Consider the following 17,780-nt stretch of genomic DNA (forward strand, 5'->3'; position numbering starts at 1 on the left):
AAGGAGTAAATGAAAATAGGGGGAAAAGCTTGGGAAATAGCACTATATTATATAACAAAGCGTCAGAATCAATGGAGGGGAAAACATGTCTGTAATAGAAGCAAGAAATATAAAAAAAAGCTACGGTCGTAATGAATCAAAATTTGATGCCTTAAAAGGTGTAACTTTAAAAATTGAAGAAGGTGAATCCGTTGCGATCATCGGAAAAAGTGGGTCAGGTAAATCAACATTTATGCATATTTTGGCATTATTAGATAAACCAACATCAGGAGAAATTTTATTAAACAATCAAGATGTAACCAGCATCAGCAAAAAAGAGTTAGATAAAACAAGAAACAAACAATTTGGCTTTGTGTTTCAGCAATTTTTCATGAATTCTAAAGATACGGTCTTAAATAATGTCATGTTACCACTAAAAATTGGCGGTATTTCAAATGGCAAACGAAAAGAAATGGCACTTGAAGCGTTAAAAGCTGTTGAATTAGAGGATAAAATCAATAATAAAGCTAATAATTTATCAGGTGGTCAAAAACAGCGTGTTTGTATCGCCCGAGCGCTAGTGAACAACCCTAAAATCATTTTTGCAGATGAACCTACAGGAAACTTAGATTCCACGACGGGTGAGAAGATTGAACAGTTGTTATTTGATTTAAATAAAGAAAAAGGGATCACACTGATTATTGTCACACATGATCCAGAACTTGCAGCACGCTGTGATCGACAAATCCATGTGCGTGACGGATTAATTGTGGGAGGGAACGAGTAGATGAAATTTAGTGATATTTTAAAATCAGCCAGTTCAAATTTAATGCGGAATAAAGGGCGGACAATTTTAACAATAGTAGCCATCTTTATTGGGGCATTTACCATTTCGCTTACAACAGGCGTTAATATTGGAGTCAATGATTATATTGATAAACAAGTCGGCAGTGTAGGCGGTCAAAATCAAATCATAATCCAACCTAAAATGACTGGAGGACCTAGTGAAGATGGCGAACCTGAAAAATACGATGAAAACAAAAAAACAAGCTCAATGCAACAACAGGAAGCCTTAGATAGCAAAGATCTTGAGAAAATCAAAAAGATCAAAGGGATCAAAAACGCAGAAGCAATGAAATCTGTTTCGACAAGTTATATTTCAGGAAAGAACGATGAAAAATATGTCTTTTCAGGAATGCCGATGGTGGAAGAATTGAATGTAGATCTGGAAGCAGGCAAAGAGCTTGACCAAAATAGTTCAAAATTCCAACTCAATTTAGCGCCAGAATATGTGAAATCTTTAGGCTATAAATCAAGTGAAGAAGCTATTGGTAAAACCGTTAAAATCGCAGCACCTTCTGCTGCTACTGGAGAAGAAAAAATAGTTGAAGCGACCATCGTTGGTGTACGTAATACTAGTTTGATCCAAGGTGGAATGTCATTATTGAATCGCTCTCTTGTTGATGAAATTTCAAAAATCAATGAAGCAGGATTACCAGAAGCAATGACTGGACAATATGGTTTGATTATGGGTGAAATGAGCAAAGATGTAACCAAGACAGAAATCGCAGATGTAAAAGAACGGTTAGATAAAGCGGGTTACATGGGACAAACAGTAGAAGATCAAATCGGCATGATCAGAAATGTGATCAATGCAATTACAGGTGTTCTAACAATGTTTGGTGCGATTGCCTTATTAGCAGCAAGTTTTGGAATCATTAACACGTTGTATATGTCAGTTCAAGAACGTACAAGAGAAATCGGTTTGATGAAAGCAATGGGACTTAGCAGTGGGAAAGTTTTTACGATTTTTAGTGTAGAAGCAGCGTTGATTGGCTTCCTGGGTTCTCTTTTAGGGATCTTAGGAGCAGTTGGAGCAGGTGCGCTGATCAACCAAATCGCAGCTGACTCTTTCTTGAAATCATTAACAGGCTTTACCTTGATTCAATTTTCAGCCTCTTCATCAGCTGTGATCATTTTGGTAATCATGGGAATCGCATTTCTTGCAGGAACATTACCAGCACGTAGAGCAGCAAAATTAGATCCGATTGAATCACTGCGTTATGAATAAGAACTAATGTATTAGGGGCTGAGCTATAACTCGAAGAGTTATAGCTCAGCCCCTTAAAATTTGAATAAACGGTAGTGAAAAAGCTTCGCAAATCGGCACTGTTGTCCTAAATTCTTATTTTTTGTAAGCATATTTTTTACCTAAATAAAAAATAAGGAGTATACTGAGTTCACATTTAGTTAAAAACGGAGGAATTTTAAATATGAAAGCAGTAGTCATCAATCAATATGGCAGTAAAGAAGAACTAACGGAACAAGACGTAACTTTACCTGAGTTAAAAGCAAACCAAGTGCTTGTTAAAGAGCATGCCACATCCATCAACCCAATCGACTGGAAATTAAGAGAAGGCTATTTAAAACAAATGTTTGACTGGCCATTCCCGATTATTTTAGGCTGGGACGTTGCAGGTGTTATCACAGAAGTTGGTAGCGATGTAACTGACTGGAAAGTTGGCGATAAAGTTTTCGCTCGTCCAGAAACCACACGTTTTGGTACGTATGCAGAGGAAACGATCGTTGATGCTGATTTGTTAGCGAAAATCCCTGAAAATGTTTCTTTTGAAGAAGCCGCAGCTGTTCCTTTAGCTGGATTGACAGCTTTACAAGCACTTTTTGATCATGGAAAACTTCAAAAAGGCGAAAAAGTCTTGATTCATGCTGGAGCTGGTGGTGTAGGAACGTATGCAATCCAACTAGCGAAACAAGCGGGCGCTTACGTCATTACAACAGCAAGTGAAAAAAATCATGAGTTGTTAGAAAAACTAGGTGCAGATGAAATAATCGATTATCATACAACAAATTTTGCAGATGTTCTAACTGATATCGATCTAGTATTTGATACAATGGGTGGCGATATCCAAAAATCTAGCTTTTCAGTTCTAAAACCAAATACAGGACGTTTGATTTCGATCGTTGGGATTGCAGACGAAGCGTTAGCGAAAGAAAAAAACATCAAAGCCGAAAGTATCTGGCTTCAAACAAACGGGAAACAATTACAAGAAATTGCTGATTTAATAGCTGCTGGAAAAGTGATTTCAGTAGTCGGAGAAGTTTTCCCTTTTTCTAGACAAGGTGTTTATGATGCCCATGCATTAAGTGAAACACACCATGCTGTAGGGAAAATTGTTATCAAAATGGCTGACTAAATAAAATAGACCATCCCCAACAGGTGAATATGTTGAGGATGGTCTATTTAGTTGTGTTTCCTGCTCTAAAGCGGATCAATTCTATTAATCCAGGCAACTCTTGCTGGATGTACTCTTGATTTAAAACATAGGTTTTCGCAGTTCCGATTTTAATTTCTTGAATCAGCAGAGCATCCTTCAGTAACTTTATGTGGTGAGATAAAGTGGATTTTACAATATTATATTTCTCTGAAGTAATTCGTTTTTCACCATCAAGTAATAAGCAAGTAAGGATATTCAAACGAATTGGATCACTAACTGCTTGAAGCGCTTGAAGAACAGGATCGTGGTTGTTGTCGACTATTTTATTTTTCATAAACAGATTATAACATAAACATACTACTTTACATATCACGGAGGGAATGATATATTTTTAATGTTCGAAAATAATCGAACGAAAGAGAGAGATGAGGGATATTATGGAAAACACATATAAAGAAAATAATTTTGATACGATTATGAAAGGCAGAAGATCGATTCGTAACTATGATCCGACAGTTAAAATCAGCCGAGAAGAAATGGAACAAATCATCAATGATACTGTTAAAGCACCATCTTCAGTGAATATGCAGCCTTGGCGCTTTACTGTTGTTGAAAGTGATGAAGGAAAAGAAGCGTTAGCACCTCTTGTTCGTTTTAATAAAGTGCAAAATGAAACATCAGCTGCAATGATCGTGATTTTTGGTGATTTAAATAGCTTTGAACATGCCGAAAAAATTTACGGTACGGCTGTTGAGCAAAACCTAATGCCCCCAGAAGTGAAGGAGCGCCAATTAGAAGCACTGAGTCCTTTATTTGAGCAAATGTCTACAGAGGATAAAAAAGAAATGGCAATTATTGATGGCGCATTAGCTGCGATGAACTTAATGTTAGTTGCCCGTGCTTATGGTTATGATACCAATCCTATCGGCGGCTTTGAACGTGAAAAAATTGCTGAAGCGCTAGATATGGATAAAGAACGTTATTATCCAGTGATGATTGTTTCAATCGGTAAAGCAAATGAAGAAGGTTATCCGTCTTATCGCTTACCAGCAACTGACATTACAAATTGGAAATAGGAGGAAAAAATTTATGCAGATTATTCCATTAGTTCTAGCTGTGATCGTTGCAGTTGAACATTATTACATTTTATATCTAGAAATGTTTCAGACAACGTCTCCTGCAGCACAACGTAGCTTTGGTCTAGATAAAGAATTTTTGGCCGATCCAAGAGTACAAACTTTGTTCAAAAACCAAGGACTATATAACGGTTTTTTAGCTACAGGAATTTTATGGGGTGCATTTTTCGCGGCGAATAGCTGGAGTGTGGTAACGTTTTTCATCGTTTGTGTGGTTGTTGCTGCCGTATATGGTGGACTGACTTCATCCAAATCGATTTTAATAAAACAAGGTATTCCAGCAATGATTACGTTGCTAGCACTTTTGATTTTTAGATAAAAAAAGAAAAGTTTAAGGCGAGAAATCTCTTGTCTTAGGCTTTTTTCTTTTATTTTGAAAAAACTTATAAAAAGTAAGTCAAATCTCTTTACTTACTTTTAGTAAGACGATATACTGTGAAAGTAATCTAAAAACTAATTCGAATCGAAAAGGAGCAATACACATGACAGAATTTATTCAAGCATTAAAAAAACGCCGTTCAATCTACGCTTTAGGAGATAACCTACCTCAATCACAAGAAGAAATTACAGCTTTAGTGAAAGAGATTGTTAGAGAAAGCCCAACATCTTTTAACTCACAAACACAACGTGTGGTTTTCTTATTCGGCGATGCGCATAAAAAATTATGGTCAATCACAGAAGAAGCGTTGAAACCTTTAACACCTGCAGAAGCTTTCCCAAATACACAAGCGAAATTACAAAGCTTTGCAGCTGGAACGGGTACATTGCTTTTCTTTGAAGATATGGATATCGTTAAAAACTTACAAGAACAATTTGAATTATATGCAGATAACTTCCCAGTATGGTCAGAACAAGCAAGTGGGTTGACACAAGCCAACGTTTGGACTGCATTAGCACAAAAAAATATCGGTGCAAACTTACAACATTACAACCCAGTAATCGATGAAGCAGTTGCGAAAGAATGGTCTATTCCAAGTCAATGGAAATTAAGAGCACAACTTGTTTTCGGTTCAATCGAAGCTGAAGCTGGCGAAAAAGAATACATGGAAGATAGCGCGCGTTTCTTAGAATTTAACTAATTAAAAGCAAATGGGGGAGAAAAGTATGGTGTACACATTACCTAAAGAAACGATCGTAAAACAAGTGAAGTTGAAAGTGGAAAATCTGGATGTAATGACAGAATTTTATACACAAATGATTGGCCTTGTTTTATTGAACAAAGAACAAAATACAGCTTTCTTAGGTGCACAGAATTCTTCTGAAGCAATTGTGATTCTGGAAGAGCTTGTTGATCCTATCCTAAATGATAAAACAACAGGATTGTACCATACCGCTTTTCTCTTACCAACGCGTAAAGATTTAGGGAATAGCTTGTTATGGCTATTACAAAATAATATTGAAATCGGTGCAGCTGATCATGGTTACAGCGAAGCAATCTATCTAAGCGATCCAGAAGGCAATGGTATCGAAATCTATCGAGATAAACCAATGACAGAATGGGATATTCGAGCAGATGGAGAAATCATTGGTGTAACCGAGGAGTTAGATGGTGATGCTGTGGTTGCAGAAGCTGATGGTCAATGGTTAGGTATGGCACCAGGATCAAGAATTGGACATGTTCATTTACAAGTTGCAGATTTAGAGGAGACGGAGACGTTCTATGAAAAACTTGGGTTTTCTTTAAAATCAAATTTTGGCAGACGTGCGAAATTCTTTGCCGCAGGTGAGTATCATCATCATATCGGGACGAATACTTGGAATGGAGAACATGTAGCTTTAATTGGTGAGAATCAGTTAGGCTTAGCGTGGTATACGTTCCAGTTGCCTTCTAGAGAAGCGTTTGAGTTGTTTGTTAAGCAGCTTGGTGAAACTTCTGTTGAGTATGTGAAGGAAAATGAGCAAGTAGTAATCCAAGATCCAAATGGGATGAAGATTAAGTTTGGATATTAATCTGAAAAAGTCAACTTCGTAATGGAAGTTGGCTTTTTTGATTTGTATAGTAGGGAATAGCGAAGTTCAGCTTTACCCTTTTATTTTTTTAGATAAAATTTATGTGAATATTAATATATAAGAACTGACTATTTTAATCTTTAAGTATTGGTTTGAACTGACTTCTTTTGAATTTAATTCAAACTATTTTTTTATTGGATTGATACGTTAAATAGGAATCTTTCTGTCTGGTAGTAACTTAAAAATTTTTATATTTAATAAAAAAAGTATGATGCACGAGCTCGTTTTGATGATTTATTATTAAATAAAGCCAAAAGAATAGTTTGATTAGAGTCAAAGAAAAACGAACTAAACGTTTCAGCCATCAGAGACAAGACCTTAAATACTGTAATAGAAATCATTTCATACTCTTTATCTGTAGGTTTTGTAAGTCTAAAAGTAGGAGGATAATTCAAAATGAAAACACAGAAAATTAGTTATGCAGCAAGCGAAGAGTGTTTTTTTGATTTAATGATTCCCAATGAAGAACAAGTTTGTGGTCCCATTATTGTACTAATACATGGAGGATACTGGAGAACGGAACTTACGAATGCGACCTTAACACCTTTACAACAAAAAATAGCTAGTGAAGGATTTATTTGCTGTAATGTGGAATACAGAAGAGGGAAAAAATCGCCATGGCCAACTCCGTTAAAGGATGTGCGAAATGCAATAACTCAAATTAAAGATAGGTTTAAAGCCCTGTCAATTATTTTAATAGGTCATTCGGTAGGCGGACAACTTTCATTGTTGAATGCGGATATCGTTGATAAGGTGATTGGGTTGGCGCCAGTTACAGACTTAATCTATACTCGTGACAAAAATTTAGGAGATAGTGCTGTAACAGAGTATTATGGGCAATTTGCTTCGGATGAGTTGTTGAAACAAGCGTCTCCCATTCATCATCTACCCTTAGCTTGTTCGCTTAGTTTAATAATACATGGAGCAAATGATCAACGAGTGCACATAGAAACTTCTCTAAACTATTTTAGGGATAATCTTTCAAAAAAGAATAATCTAGATATGCTAGTTCTGCATGACATGCCGCATGGGGAAATTATCCAACCACAACAAGAGCATATTTCACTTATGATTCAATGGATAAAGAAATATAGTTCCTTTACAGAGAAGGAAATAGAGCAGAAAATTTAATTAAAATGTCAGGAAATCAGATAGTTACTATTATTTTTCGATGATTTAGCTATTAAAGATAGACTAGAATACAAGTCTACTTTAAAACAGATTTAGTAAGTGTGGCTGTTTCGATCAGACGAATTAATGTGGATAGTTCTATAGAATGCCTTTTTAGTATTTTAGTTACTATTAGAAAAATAATTAGTATGTTAAAAAATAAAAATATTAAATAAATGTTAAATAGTAGACTGATTTGGAAATCAGTCTTTTTTTGTTGGATTTTCAGATAAACAGCGATGTGTATGCATTTTATCAACTTAAAAATTTTTATATTTAATAAAAAAACATGAGTCACAAACTCTTTTTTATGATTTATCATTTAATATATCGAATTAAAACAAAATATTTTTATATTATTTGTAAATAAAAATAAGTAATTATAATTAAAGTGAAACAAAAAGATTTGTCTAAGATTTTATCAAAGCGCAATGGATTTATTAAAAGTTACTGTATTAACTGATTTAGCTTTAAACGAATACCATTTTATAAAGTAAACGCAAAAAATATTTTTAATGAAAACCATAATAGAAAGGTGGAGCTAATCATGTGTGCTATCGGTATCCTCTCTACATCAAATAGTACCAAAAAACCATATTTAAATGCATTGAAAAAATTGAATTTTGATCCTCAGTTTCTTCAATTGGAAAATTTTGAGTATAAAATTGAGCATTTGAACATCTTAATGATTGATGAAATAGATAGTTCTGATTCTGTAGGAAGTTATGAAACGATTCTGAAAGTCAGAAGTAGGTTTGATGGCTACCTATTATTGTTAACGAAAAATAAAATAAAAACAATTGATTTAGTATATTTGCAGCTAGGAGTAGATGGCATAGTAAGAGAAGATGTGGACTATGAAGTGACTTTTATTCAATTAAGACGTTTGTTAGATGTGATTCAATTAAAAGTAGATTCTAAAAAAGTAATACATGAAACGGTGAAGCTTAACTTAAAAAACAATAGTTTCATTAAAAACGGTGATGAAGAAATACAATTGACGAATACAGAATATCAAATTTTAAATACGTTGATGGTAAATAAGGGGAGCACGGTCCCCTATGATGAACTCTATCAAGAAGTTTGGGGGCAAGATAAAAAAGCAGATGAAATGCGTCAATATTTGATTGCCAACAGTATTTTCAAAATACGGACAAAAATAGGCAAAAATAGTTTTGGTCAAAGTTATATCAAAACCATTCGAACAAAAGGCTATGCTTTTGTAACGAAACCTTGAAGATCTTAAAAGTATCAATAAAATATTGAAGGGAATCAAGGAGGTGGTGGCTTAAGAAATTCAATGATTCAATCAATACCATAATTTTAAAGAAAGGAGAAGAAAATGAATAGCCCAAAAAAGAAAATAGTGGGTGTCACTATTGGGGTAGCATTGTTAGGGATCGTTCTACTAAACATTATGTTCAAACCAGTTGCACCTATCTTAGCGAGTCCAGATAAGAAGAGTGAAAAAAGTCTAAATAAGCCTGAAACGAATAAGGAATCTGTTGATGAGCAAAATTCGTTAGTCAAAGCTAGTTCTAGCTTAAGAGCATTGGACCCAGTTGAAAATCCAGAAGGTTTGAAAGCTACGCCAAAGGTTTTCACTTTAGCTAAAAATACACCTTTTCCCAATTTAACTACGGAAGCTGGGCGTAAGACACTTTTTTCAGAATTGGTCATCCCAAATCCACAATTTGGTGCTCATTATGAATATGTGACTGCAGATGGTTCTCCAGCTACACCAAGTAGCGCCGAGACAGGATTTAAACTAATTTATGTGGAAATTACTGAAAGCTATAGTTTATCGAGTATACGTGTGCCTATTCCAGTAACCATTACGGATACATCAACTACCTTATTATTAGATAATCAAGTAGGCATTCAAACAAGTAATGTCAATGGAAAAATTATTTTATATCCAGATGAGGTAAAAAACAAAACAGCGGAACAATTGCAACAACTAGTAAAAACTAGATCGAATGTTAAGGCTTGGAGCACAGAAACAGGAGAAGAAGTAGCAGTAGATGTTCTGAGCACTACGATTGCTACTAAATCTGTTGGGACCTATAAAGCAGAATTTGAAGTAACGCTAGGTTCAGAAACAGGAGAAAAAAAGGCAACAACTCAAAGAGATGTGTTGGTATTTGGTGCTGATATAAAAGCACCTAATTATTTTACAATTGTACAAAAGGGAAATTTGGCGATGGGAACCAATGCTGCTAGTATTTTTTCGAAATATCAAACATTAAGTACGACAACCGCCAGTAACGCAACCTATGAATGGGTAGCGGATGAAGCGGGAACGCCAACAGTACCTGTTAATAAGTTTGATTCTAGTAATACGGGGTTTCATTGGGCTTATATAAAAATGACTGAGAAAACTAATACAGCAGTTTCAACTGTGATTCCAATTCCAGTGACTGTAACATTAGAAAATCAAACAGTGATTGTCAGTTCAAAAGTAGGAGTAAGTTATGATGTACCAATCCTAAAAGTTAGTGAAACAAAAGGGAAAACAATTCCACAAATTATCAGTATATTAACACAAAAAATATCTTTGAAAGCGTGGGATACAACCACAGGTGAAAATTTAGATGCAAGAATCACCAGCTCTTCAATCAATAGCTCTAGTCGAGGGAAAAATGAAGTCGTTGTAACAGTTGTGCTAGGAACAGAGTTACTGAAACAAAATATCAGTGTATTGGTTGTTCCTGATGCTGTCCTTGGGGCAGCTGATATACAAGAGTGGCAAAATCTTCCATTGAATTCTACTGATGGTGTAATCACCAACCCAATCAATGGGTCTAAGATAGGCTTTCTTAACAGGGGATTAACGGATAGTATCGCAAATGATGTAGGATTTAGAATTCAAGATCAATCAAATAGGGGATATGTATACTCTGCTGGTACAGGTAGAGTAGCTACTATTCCAGGAGTGAACAACCAGGTATTATACAGAACCATTTGGGAGAGAACAGCTGGCTTAGGTTGGTCTGTAGCAGCTACAAATATATCCACTAAATATTTCCTACGTAAAGGAAATGAATTGAAAGAAGTGTTAGTTGACGAGACTAACAATATTATGTATGTCTACAATTTATCGATTAGCCGTAATTTAAACTTTTCAGTCAAGCTGGATATGTATAACCTTTCGAATACTACGAAGAGTTTTTCAATGTTAGAAAGTGTAGATACCGATTACTATGTGGATAGTGTACCGATATATGCGCTGAGAAATAATAGTGGATTTTATATGCAGCCATCATCAGGTAATCGATTTACAGTCAAGCTAAAAGATGGTAGAGGAAATTGGCTATCAGATTATAGCAAGTATATTGCTGGGGCTTATTCACTTATTGGTGTATCACAAGGCACAAATTATTTTGGAAACTCTTTTCTTACAAACGGTACTGAAAGTAGAAACTATAGTGAAGGACAAGTTATTGCATCAGGTGTCGATTCGGGATATCAATTAGGTGCGCCGTGGAAAAACATTGCTCCTGATGAAGCGTTGAAAACAGGTTATGAAGTTTTTGCGGGACAAGAAATCCCTTATATGCAACTAAAGGCAAATCCGGAAGTGTTCAACATTTATTCAGATTCTACTGAAGAGCTAAAGACAGATTATAAGTTAAGTAAAATTCCAACTGTAAACGAGCAGGGCACGATTTATGTAACGTATCCTAATGGGGAGGAAGCTAGATTTCCTTTTGCATCGAATAATGTCAAAGAGTTCGATGGCAGTTTAACAATTCCGTTAAGTACTTTGCCGAAACAAGAGAATGAAAAATATGGATCTATTCATAAATACGAGACATTGATGCAAGCAGTTGATGAAACAGACAGTCCGATGAATGGTTTACCTTCTCAAGACTACTCTATCAAAGTCAATGTATACAAATTAGGCGGAACACCAATTGCCCAAACAATCAGAAAAGACAGTGTTTGGAGTAAGACAGCTCAGGGATTGATCAAAGACCCTATTGTTATGGTAGGTCATACAGCAACCTTTGAATATGTCAATCCAACCAAACCTGTTGATACCTCGAAAGTTGGTCTGCAATATGCAGAAGTTCGGATGACAGATAAACAGGATCCCTCGCAAACGACAGTGATCAAAGTACCTGTCATGGTTGTAGAAGGAACACCACCAACATCTGGATTAATAATCGGAGCCGAAGATATTGCGGTCAAAAAAGCAGAAGTTTTGGGCTTGACAGATGAACAGTTGAAATCCTTTATTCTAAAAAAATCCGGTGCTATAGCGTGGGATGTTGCGACAGGCTTGAGTGAAGGGGTGGAGTTGTCCATTACGGAAACATCATTGACGAATGATCCGGACACTACAAAAACACATACAGCTACGATTCAAGCAAAAAAAGGAACGACAATTAAAACAACAACGATTCAAATTCGGGTTAATGCAAAACTAACCGTAAACTTCTTGGATGAAAATGGGAATCCATTACATGAAGCGTATACGGATGTAAAAGCATTGGATACAACTGTCGATCTGACTAAAATCACAGCGATCACGGATATTTTGAATACATTAAAGGAAGAAAATTATGATTTAGTGAAAAAACCGGATAACGAAATCATGACGATTGTGGACGGTGAAAATAAAGTGAGCTATCAATTCAATGGCTCTCTAAAAATTCTATCGGCACCAGATGTGTTAGATTTTGAAACGAAAAAAGCGACGATCAATGCGGTGAAATTTAAAGACCCTAAAATCATAGGGAACCCCTTGGTTGTATCCGACACACGAGCAGATAAAGTGAAATGGAACCTCAAGGCAAAAGTCGATCAACCTTTAACGAGTTTAGAGGATGAACGAGTGAAACTTCCTGATTCGATCAAGTACAAGTATCAAGAAGATGAGTTGACATTGACGGATGAGAGTAGCGTGATTTTCAGTCACTTAAATACAGTTTCAGGACGTTATGATATCACACAAGAACGCTGGTCTAAAGGGGACGGCTTCATGTTGGATCTTGCACCAGGTGCCATTAAAGCACTTGGAAAATACCAAGCACAAATCACGATTACTTTGGAAAATGCAAAATAAAAGGATGGAGGAAACGAATGAAAGAAAATAATGTTACAAGATTCATCATCTCCTCTCTTCTTTTACTCTTTCTTGTAATGATCAATGGAAGAGTTGCATTTGCCCAAGAAGGGGCAGAAGTTCCAACAAAAGGAGAAATTGTCTTATTTGATGATGAAACGTCAAGCAGTAGTCAACCGCCGCCCTCTAGTTCTTCAGAGAACGTAACCAAGCCTAAGGGCAGGTTCCCATCGACTGGGGAGTTAGTCAAATACGGTGTTTCGATTGGTGGAAGTCTCTTACTTCTTTTAGTGATTTTCTTGTATCTGCTAAGAAAACGAGATCGAAATAAAGGGAAGGAGCAATGAGTCTATGAAAAAAATTCATTGGATCCCTACGTTCCTCTTTGTCGCGGTTGGGCTGAGCAGTCCTGTTAGTCCGAGTTATGCCGAAACGCCAGAAAAAGGAGATATGGGTATTTCGTTTAAAGGGCTGATAGACCCAGAGTATGGGGTGTTAGATCCAGAAAATCCAAGTAAAGAGCTGGAACCTGAGGGTGACTATGGTCATACGACAGGCGCCTTACGAATCGATTTTGTTCCAAATTTTTATTTTAGTCGTAACAAAATTACCGTAAATGATAGTACCTATTCTTCCGATGCGTTGCTATTTAAAGGAGCTATTGCTCCTAGAGGGCAATTTATTCAAGTGTCGGATTATCGAGAAAATCAAACCGGGTGGAGTCTACAAGTACGACAAGAACAACAATTCACCAACCAAAAAAAAGCGGGCAGTCAGCTTGATGGTGCCGTTCTTTCCTTTGATAAATCTTGGGTCAATACGTTCAATGGAGCAAGCCATTCACCTTCAGTATCCAAAGAGGTGATTCGCTTGAACAATATTGGGGAAACGTATACCTTAGCACAAGCATCTAAAGGAACAGGCGGAGGAACTTGGAGTGTGGTTTTTGGCGCATCAAAAGATAATCTAAATGAAGAAACAGCCACGTTAAATCCTCGTTTGGATGAACATGGAAAACCAGTTATTGATGTTTCTAAGGAAAATCAAGCTGTTTATATGAACGAAGCAGTTCGTTTATCACTTCCTGGCGGCACAAAAAAAGAGCCAGGAACTTACTCAACGGTGTTAACTTGGATTATTTCCGAGCTACCATAAATAAAACAAAGAATACTAGGAGGAAACACAAATGAAATTAACACACAAATTATGTAGTGCTGCACTATTAGCAGCTGTTGGGGTTGCAGTCGCATTACCAAGCATCACAAAAGCGGATGATACAGAAGTGCCTAAAAATGATACAACCTTTAAAGGTGATATGGATATCCAATTTACACGTAATACAGAAGATGATACAAATACAACACGTCCAGGTTTGACGGATTCAAATGGTGAAAAAGATACAGATATCGAATCAGGAACGATCACTCGTCCACTTAAACCAGTTGTTTTTGGGATCCAAGATGTGACACCATTAAGTTTTGGTGAAAATGCGGTTGTGACAGATGGAAATGATCGTGTATTCTGGGCAAAAAACTATACAGAAAAAGATGGTGTAATGGCTAATAACGTTGCAATCAAGGATGTCCGTAGCACATTGAACCATAACTATACATTAACAGCACAAATCACGAAACCAATGACAACAACAGTCAAAGAAGGCGCTGAAAGCGTAGATCGTAAACTAGATGGTGCGACATTGCTTTATAGAAATATCGGACGTAAAACAAATGTAGCACAAGAAATCGCTCTACCTGAAAGTGCAGTGAAAACATCTGCGGAAGTTGCAGAAGCAGCACCAGCTATTGTAGTGGATAATAATGGGGTAAACAAAGACCAAGGTCAAGGGCAAACATATATCCACTTTGGTAAATTGACAGCAACTGGGGAAGAAGCTTCTACTAAATCCGTTAAATTAACGATTGGTAAAGAAAAATCAATCTTTGAAGGCGACTATAAAGGGGAAGTAACCTGGGTATTAACGGCCGCTAAATAGTCAATCACTGACTTTTGATTGTTAAAAGAAACAAGTGAGTTACCGATCCATCTGGATCGGTAACCTATTTTTTAAAAGACTAGAAGGGAAACCATTATGACACGATATTTGAAACGAAGTATATATTTTTTATTATACATAACTTGTTTAACGATACTGATACCACAAACTACATATGCCAACGAAGATGCATCAAGTATCGGCTATAGCTATAAGATCATCAAGCCAGAAAACCAAGTTGGGAATGCAGGATATTTTGATTTGCGGATGAATCCTGAGCAAAAGCAAATCGTTGACATTGAGCTATACAATATGACCGATCAAGATCTTTCAGTTGACTTGTCAGTTCATAGCGCCAAAACCAATAGTAACGGAGTGATTGAATATGGTCCGACGAAGCTAAAAAACGATCCTTCTTTGAAATATGATTTGAAAGATATTGTGAAAGTCCCTGAAAAGGTGACGATACCGCCAAAAGTAACACAAAAAGTCGCGGTAGAAATTTCTATGCCACAGGAGAAATATGATGGGTATATTTCAGGTGGGATTTATTTACAAAAATCTGAGACAGAAGCAGAAAAAAAAGCTAGTGAATCCGCTCAGGGAGTTGTAAATAAGTATGCTTTTATTGTTGGTATGCTGTTAAGCGAGTCAGATACAAAAGTCCAACCTGAATTATCTTTCAATAAAATATATGCAGGTTTAACCAATTATCGTAATACTTTTCTAGTCGATTTTACCAATACTGAAGCCACATATGTAGAAGGTATGACCGTTGATGCTCAAATTTTTAAAAAGGGATCAGATGATGTTTTATATGAAACAAAAAAAGAAAATTATCGTATGGCTCCAAATTCTGCAATGTCTTTTCCAATTAATTTAAATGGAGAATCCTTTATTGCTGGAGACTATGTAGGGCGCATCCGTGTAACGGCTGGTGACAAAAAATGGGAGTGGCAAGAAGAGTTTAAAATCACGCAAAAAGATGCAGATAAATATAATGCAGAAGATGTCTCTTTGATACAAGATAGAGGAATCAATTGGAAGATGATCTTAATGATTGCTGGCGGGATTTTAGTTATTTTCCTACTCATTTATTTAGTGACTAGAGCTGTATCAAACAAGCAAAAAAAGAAGCGTAAAAAGACAAAAAAGAAAAGATAACTGGGGGATGAGCTAGAAGATGACGATACTAAGTTGGGTTTTTATTGGCTGTTTTTCTGCCTTCTTCATCAGTGTTTGTCTAGGTATCTTTTCTTTCGCTCAATTTTTTGTAACAACCAAAGAGATGAACGAATTAAACCGAAAACGCCCCAAAAAGAAAGTAAGAAGGAAACGTTGGCTAAGAGCTAAAAAAAGAGTAGAACAAAAGAAAAAGGCACAACTAAGGAGAACAGTCGTATTAGTAGTGATCAGTCTTTCTTTTGCAGGTAGTGGTTTTTATGCGCGGCACTATGAAATGACGAATCTTTCTTCAACAGATGGCAATATTATTGTACAAAGCTATTTTATTACGGACGAGGTAAATAAAAATTTAGTCAGTCTTCAAAATGGTGCAAGTGGTGATGAAATAAAAGAAAAGTTAATGGAATTGAGTTCCTTATTGGCTTCTTATGGAAGTGCAACCCCGTCTAATAGTTTGTCTAAAGAGGGGCAACAGGCACTTAATCGATACTATGTGCAACTCCGTGATTATGGTACTAATCTCTATTCCTTAACAAGTGAACAATTAAATAATCAGGAAACGATTGTGTCCTATATGGAGGATTTGAACCGAATCAAGAAGACACAAACCAAGTTATTCAAGCAATTTAGCGTTGATGAAGCGGCACTAAAACAGAAAAAATAAATTCAGTCAAAGGGGTTTTAATATGAGTGCTAAACGTAGTATGACGAATCACTCACACCCTAAAAATAAAAAAAATTCTGCAATAAATAGAAAGAAAAAAAATAAAGCTAAGCGGCTTCTTGAGAGAAAACAGAGACAAAAGAAAAAAAGAAAAGCTCGTATCAAACGAATGTTACTAGAATTTGGATTGAGTCTATTTTTCCTTGGGATCGTACTTTTTCTTTTATCGGTCTTTACCTTTTCATTTACCAAAGTCAAAGGGTATTCTATGATTCCGACTTTAAACAATGGTGAGTGGGTTTTTGTCAATAAATTAGCAAAGCCAAAACGGTTTAAACTGATTGTATATAAAGATGCTAAAAGCAAGGAAACATCGGTGAGAAGAGTCATTGGGATGCCGCAAGAAACAATCTATTATAAAGAAGATAAGCTTTATATCAACGATACTGAAGTCTACGAGCGATTTTTAGAAACAGAAATTCAACGGGCAAAGAGTGCGAAAAGTTCCTTTACTGAAGATTGGTTCCCTAAAATCGCCACGATACCGAAAGGAAAGTACCTCGTTTTAGGTGACAATCGTCCCTATGCGGCGGATAGTCGGGAATATGGCTATATCGACGAAAAAGAGATTGTAGGAGTTGTCGAAATGAGAGTACTCCCTATTCATCAAATTCAACAATTTTAATAGGATGAGTCAAAATGAAAGAAGGATGGTTACGATAGACGTCAAACAAATGAGTAAACAAGAGTCACGGTCGAAGAAAAACATAGGGATTGTTTTAAGGCGCATCAGTTTTTTACTAGTGTTGCTTCTTAGCATTATTTTTTTAGTAAAGATAAAGCCGCACGTAGTCAGTGGTGAATCTATGCTTCCTACCTTACGTAATAAGGATCGCTTATTTAGTATGAAAAACGCAGAACCAACCCGCTATTCATTGATCACCTTTCAGCCGAGAGAAAAAAAGTATGAATCTTATGTTAAAAGAGTTATTGGACTACCTGGAGATCGTATTTGGTTGGATCAAAATACGGTTTATTTAAATTTTCAGATGGCCGAAAGTAATCCAACCCCACCAAATGAAGAACACCTTTCTGGCGTTGATTTACCAGATGGGACATTAAAAATTCGTGTTAGTTGGGAAGTTGCCGCTCAATTAGAAGGACTTTCTACGATTCCTAAGGATCAATTTTTTGTTTTAGGAGATAATCGAAGACATTCAACAGATAGTCGGGAATTGGGATTGATTGATAAAAATAAGATCGAAGGAGTCGTGACCTTTAGGTATTATCCATTAAACCGGCTCGGTTTGATTAAGTAAAGAAAAGTGAGGAAATG

18 protein-coding genes are annotated in these 17,780 nt (G+C 36.1%); 17 read left to right on the plus strand and 1 reads right to left on the minus strand.

Translation table 11 applies throughout. From position 1 onward, the window contains the following. The first annotated feature begins 85 nt into the window (after positions 1-85). From I580_RS15160 to I580_RS15170, 3 genes are all read left to right on the plus strand, one after another. Positions 86-766, plus strand: coding sequence for an ABC transporter ATP-binding protein (locus tag I580_RS15160; RefSeq protein WP_010770775.1), 681 nt, complete (start codon positions 86-88; stop codon positions 764-766). Next, a complete protein-coding gene (locus I580_RS15165; RefSeq protein WP_010770776.1) occupies positions 767-2,050 on the plus strand; it encodes an ABC transporter permease in 1,284 nt (427 codons plus the stop codon). Between the two features lie 202 nt (positions 2,051-2,252). Further along, positions 2,253-3,194 carry an NADP-dependent oxidoreductase gene (locus I580_RS15170; RefSeq protein WP_010770777.1) on the plus strand — a complete coding sequence of 314 codons (942 nt, stop codon included), beginning with the start codon at positions 2,253-2,255 and terminating at the stop codon, positions 3,192-3,194. 43 nt (positions 3,195-3,237) lie between these two features. On the opposite strand, the gene I580_RS15175 is transcribed toward I580_RS15170, so the two are convergent. Continuing rightward, entirely contained in the window at positions 3,238-3,549 is a 312-nt protein-coding gene (locus I580_RS15175; RefSeq protein ID WP_010770778.1) for an ArsR/SmtB family transcription factor, read from the minus strand. Between the two features lie 103 nt (positions 3,550-3,652). On the opposite strand from I580_RS15175, the gene I580_RS15180 reads away from it, so the two are divergent. The 14 genes from I580_RS15180 (at position 3,653) to lepB (I580_RS15245) (ending at position 17,763) form a co-directional block, all read left to right on the plus strand. Then, positions 3,653-4,291 carry a nitroreductase family protein gene (locus tag I580_RS15180; RefSeq protein WP_010770779.1) on the plus strand — a complete coding sequence of 213 codons (639 nt, stop codon included), beginning with the start codon at positions 3,653-3,655 and terminating at the stop codon, positions 4,289-4,291. 13 nt (positions 4,292-4,304) lie between these two features. After that, the gene (locus tag I580_RS15185) at positions 4,305-4,670 is read left to right on the plus strand and encodes a DUF1304 domain-containing protein (RefSeq protein ID WP_010770780.1); all 366 of its coding nucleotides are present in this window, start codon (positions 4,305-4,307) and stop codon (positions 4,668-4,670) included. A 163-nt stretch (positions 4,671-4,833) separates the two neighbouring features. Beyond that, positions 4,834-5,430: a nitroreductase family protein gene (locus tag I580_RS15190; protein WP_010770781.1), complete on the plus strand. Its 597-nt coding sequence runs from the start codon at positions 4,834-4,836 to the stop codon at positions 5,428-5,430. A 25-nt stretch (positions 5,431-5,455) separates the two neighbouring features. Then, entirely contained in the window at positions 5,456-6,301 is an 846-nt protein-coding gene (locus I580_RS15195; protein WP_010770782.1) for a VOC family protein, read from the plus strand. Between the two features lie 456 nt (positions 6,302-6,757). After that, positions 6,758-7,492: an alpha/beta hydrolase family protein gene (locus tag I580_RS15200; RefSeq protein WP_010770783.1), complete on the plus strand. Its 735-nt coding sequence runs from the start codon at positions 6,758-6,760 to the stop codon at positions 7,490-7,492. Positions 7,493-8,078: 586 nt separating this feature from the next. Next, on the plus strand, positions 8,079-8,768 hold the full coding sequence (locus tag I580_RS15205) for a winged helix-turn-helix domain-containing protein (protein ID WP_010770784.1): 690 nt from the start codon (positions 8,079-8,081) through the stop codon (positions 8,766-8,768). 105 nt (positions 8,769-8,873) lie between these two features. Continuing rightward, positions 8,874-12,602 (plus strand): hypothetical protein, encoded by a 3,729-nt coding sequence (locus I580_RS15210; protein ID WP_010770785.1) that lies wholly within the window; start codon positions 8,874-8,876, stop codon positions 12,600-12,602. Positions 12,603-12,619: 17 nt separating this feature from the next. Beyond that, the gene (locus tag I580_RS15215; protein ID WP_010770786.1) at positions 12,620-12,949 is read left to right on the plus strand and encodes an EF2685/EF0750 family sortase-dependent surface protein; all 330 of its coding nucleotides are present in this window, start codon (positions 12,620-12,622) and stop codon (positions 12,947-12,949) included. A gap of 4 nt (positions 12,950-12,953) precedes the next feature. After that, positions 12,954-13,757: a WxL domain-containing protein gene (locus tag I580_RS15220; protein WP_010770787.1), complete on the plus strand. Its 804-nt coding sequence runs from the start codon at positions 12,954-12,956 to the stop codon at positions 13,755-13,757. A gap of 31 nt (positions 13,758-13,788) precedes the next feature. Beyond that, on the plus strand, positions 13,789-14,595 hold the full coding sequence (locus I580_RS15225; RefSeq protein ID WP_010770788.1) for a WxL domain-containing protein: 807 nt from the start codon (positions 13,789-13,791) through the stop codon (positions 14,593-14,595). A gap of 96 nt (positions 14,596-14,691) precedes the next feature. Beyond that, positions 14,692-15,759, plus strand: a complete 1,068-nt coding sequence (locus I580_RS15230; protein WP_010770789.1) for a WxLIP family cell surface protein — start codon at positions 14,692-14,694, stop codon at positions 15,757-15,759. A gap of 19 nt (positions 15,760-15,778) precedes the next feature. Then, positions 15,779-16,444 carry a hypothetical protein gene (locus I580_RS15235; protein ID WP_010770790.1) on the plus strand — a complete coding sequence of 222 codons (666 nt, stop codon included), beginning with the start codon at positions 15,779-15,781 and terminating at the stop codon, positions 16,442-16,444. Positions 16,445-16,466: 22 nt separating this feature from the next. Continuing rightward, positions 16,467-17,129 (plus strand): signal peptidase I, encoded by a 663-nt coding sequence (gene lepB / locus I580_RS15240; RefSeq protein ID WP_010770791.1) that lies wholly within the window; start codon positions 16,467-16,469, stop codon positions 17,127-17,129. Positions 17,130-17,178: 49 nt separating this feature from the next. Then, positions 17,179-17,763 carry a signal peptidase I gene (gene lepB / locus I580_RS15245; protein ID WP_143141713.1) on the plus strand — a complete coding sequence of 195 codons (585 nt, stop codon included), beginning with the start codon at positions 17,179-17,181 and terminating at the stop codon, positions 17,761-17,763. The last annotated feature ends 17 nt before the right edge of the window (positions 17,764-17,780 follow it).

This window comes from Enterococcus caccae ATCC BAA-1240 (genome assembly GCF_000407145.1).
GTDB classification, from domain to species: domain Bacteria; phylum Bacillota; class Bacilli; order Lactobacillales; family Enterococcaceae; genus Enterococcus_L; species Enterococcus_L caccae.

Coding starts and splice junctions, on each gene's coding strand:
- I580_RS15160 (WP_010770775.1), top strand. CDS start 86: ATGTCTGTAATAGAAGCAAGAAATATAAAAAAAAGCTACGGTCGTAAT.
- I580_RS15165 (WP_010770776.1), top strand. CDS start 767: ATGAAATTTAGTGATATTTTAAAATCAGCCAGTTCAAATTTAATGCGG.
- I580_RS15170 (WP_010770777.1), top strand. CDS start 2,253: ATGAAAGCAGTAGTCATCAATCAATATGGCAGTAAAGAAGAACTAACG.
- I580_RS15175 (WP_010770778.1), bottom strand. CDS start 3,549: ATGAAAAATAAAATAGTCGACAACAACCACGATCCTGTTCTTCAAGCG.
- I580_RS15180 (WP_010770779.1), top strand. CDS start 3,653: ATGGAAAACACATATAAAGAAAATAATTTTGATACGATTATGAAAGGC.
- I580_RS15185 (WP_010770780.1), top strand. CDS start 4,305: ATGCAGATTATTCCATTAGTTCTAGCTGTGATCGTTGCAGTTGAACAT.
- I580_RS15190 (WP_010770781.1), top strand. CDS start 4,834: ATGACAGAATTTATTCAAGCATTAAAAAAACGCCGTTCAATCTACGCT.
- I580_RS15195 (WP_010770782.1), top strand. CDS start 5,456: ATGGTGTACACATTACCTAAAGAAACGATCGTAAAACAAGTGAAGTTG.
- I580_RS15200 (WP_010770783.1), top strand. CDS start 6,758: ATGAAAACACAGAAAATTAGTTATGCAGCAAGCGAAGAGTGTTTTTTT.
- I580_RS15205 (WP_010770784.1), top strand. CDS start 8,079: ATGTGTGCTATCGGTATCCTCTCTACATCAAATAGTACCAAAAAACCA.
- I580_RS15210 (WP_010770785.1), top strand. CDS start 8,874: ATGAATAGCCCAAAAAAGAAAATAGTGGGTGTCACTATTGGGGTAGCA.
- I580_RS15215 (WP_010770786.1), top strand. CDS start 12,620: ATGAAAGAAAATAATGTTACAAGATTCATCATCTCCTCTCTTCTTTTA.
- I580_RS15220 (WP_010770787.1), top strand. CDS start 12,954: ATGAAAAAAATTCATTGGATCCCTACGTTCCTCTTTGTCGCGGTTGGG.
- I580_RS15225 (WP_010770788.1), top strand. CDS start 13,789: ATGAAATTAACACACAAATTATGTAGTGCTGCACTATTAGCAGCTGTT.
- I580_RS15230 (WP_010770789.1), top strand. CDS start 14,692: ATGACACGATATTTGAAACGAAGTATATATTTTTTATTATACATAACT.
- I580_RS15235 (WP_010770790.1), top strand. CDS start 15,779: ATGACGATACTAAGTTGGGTTTTTATTGGCTGTTTTTCTGCCTTCTTC.
- lepB (WP_010770791.1), top strand. CDS start 16,467: ATGAGTGCTAAACGTAGTATGACGAATCACTCACACCCTAAAAATAAA.
- lepB (WP_143141713.1), top strand. CDS start 17,179: ATGAGTAAACAAGAGTCACGGTCGAAGAAAAACATAGGGATTGTTTTA.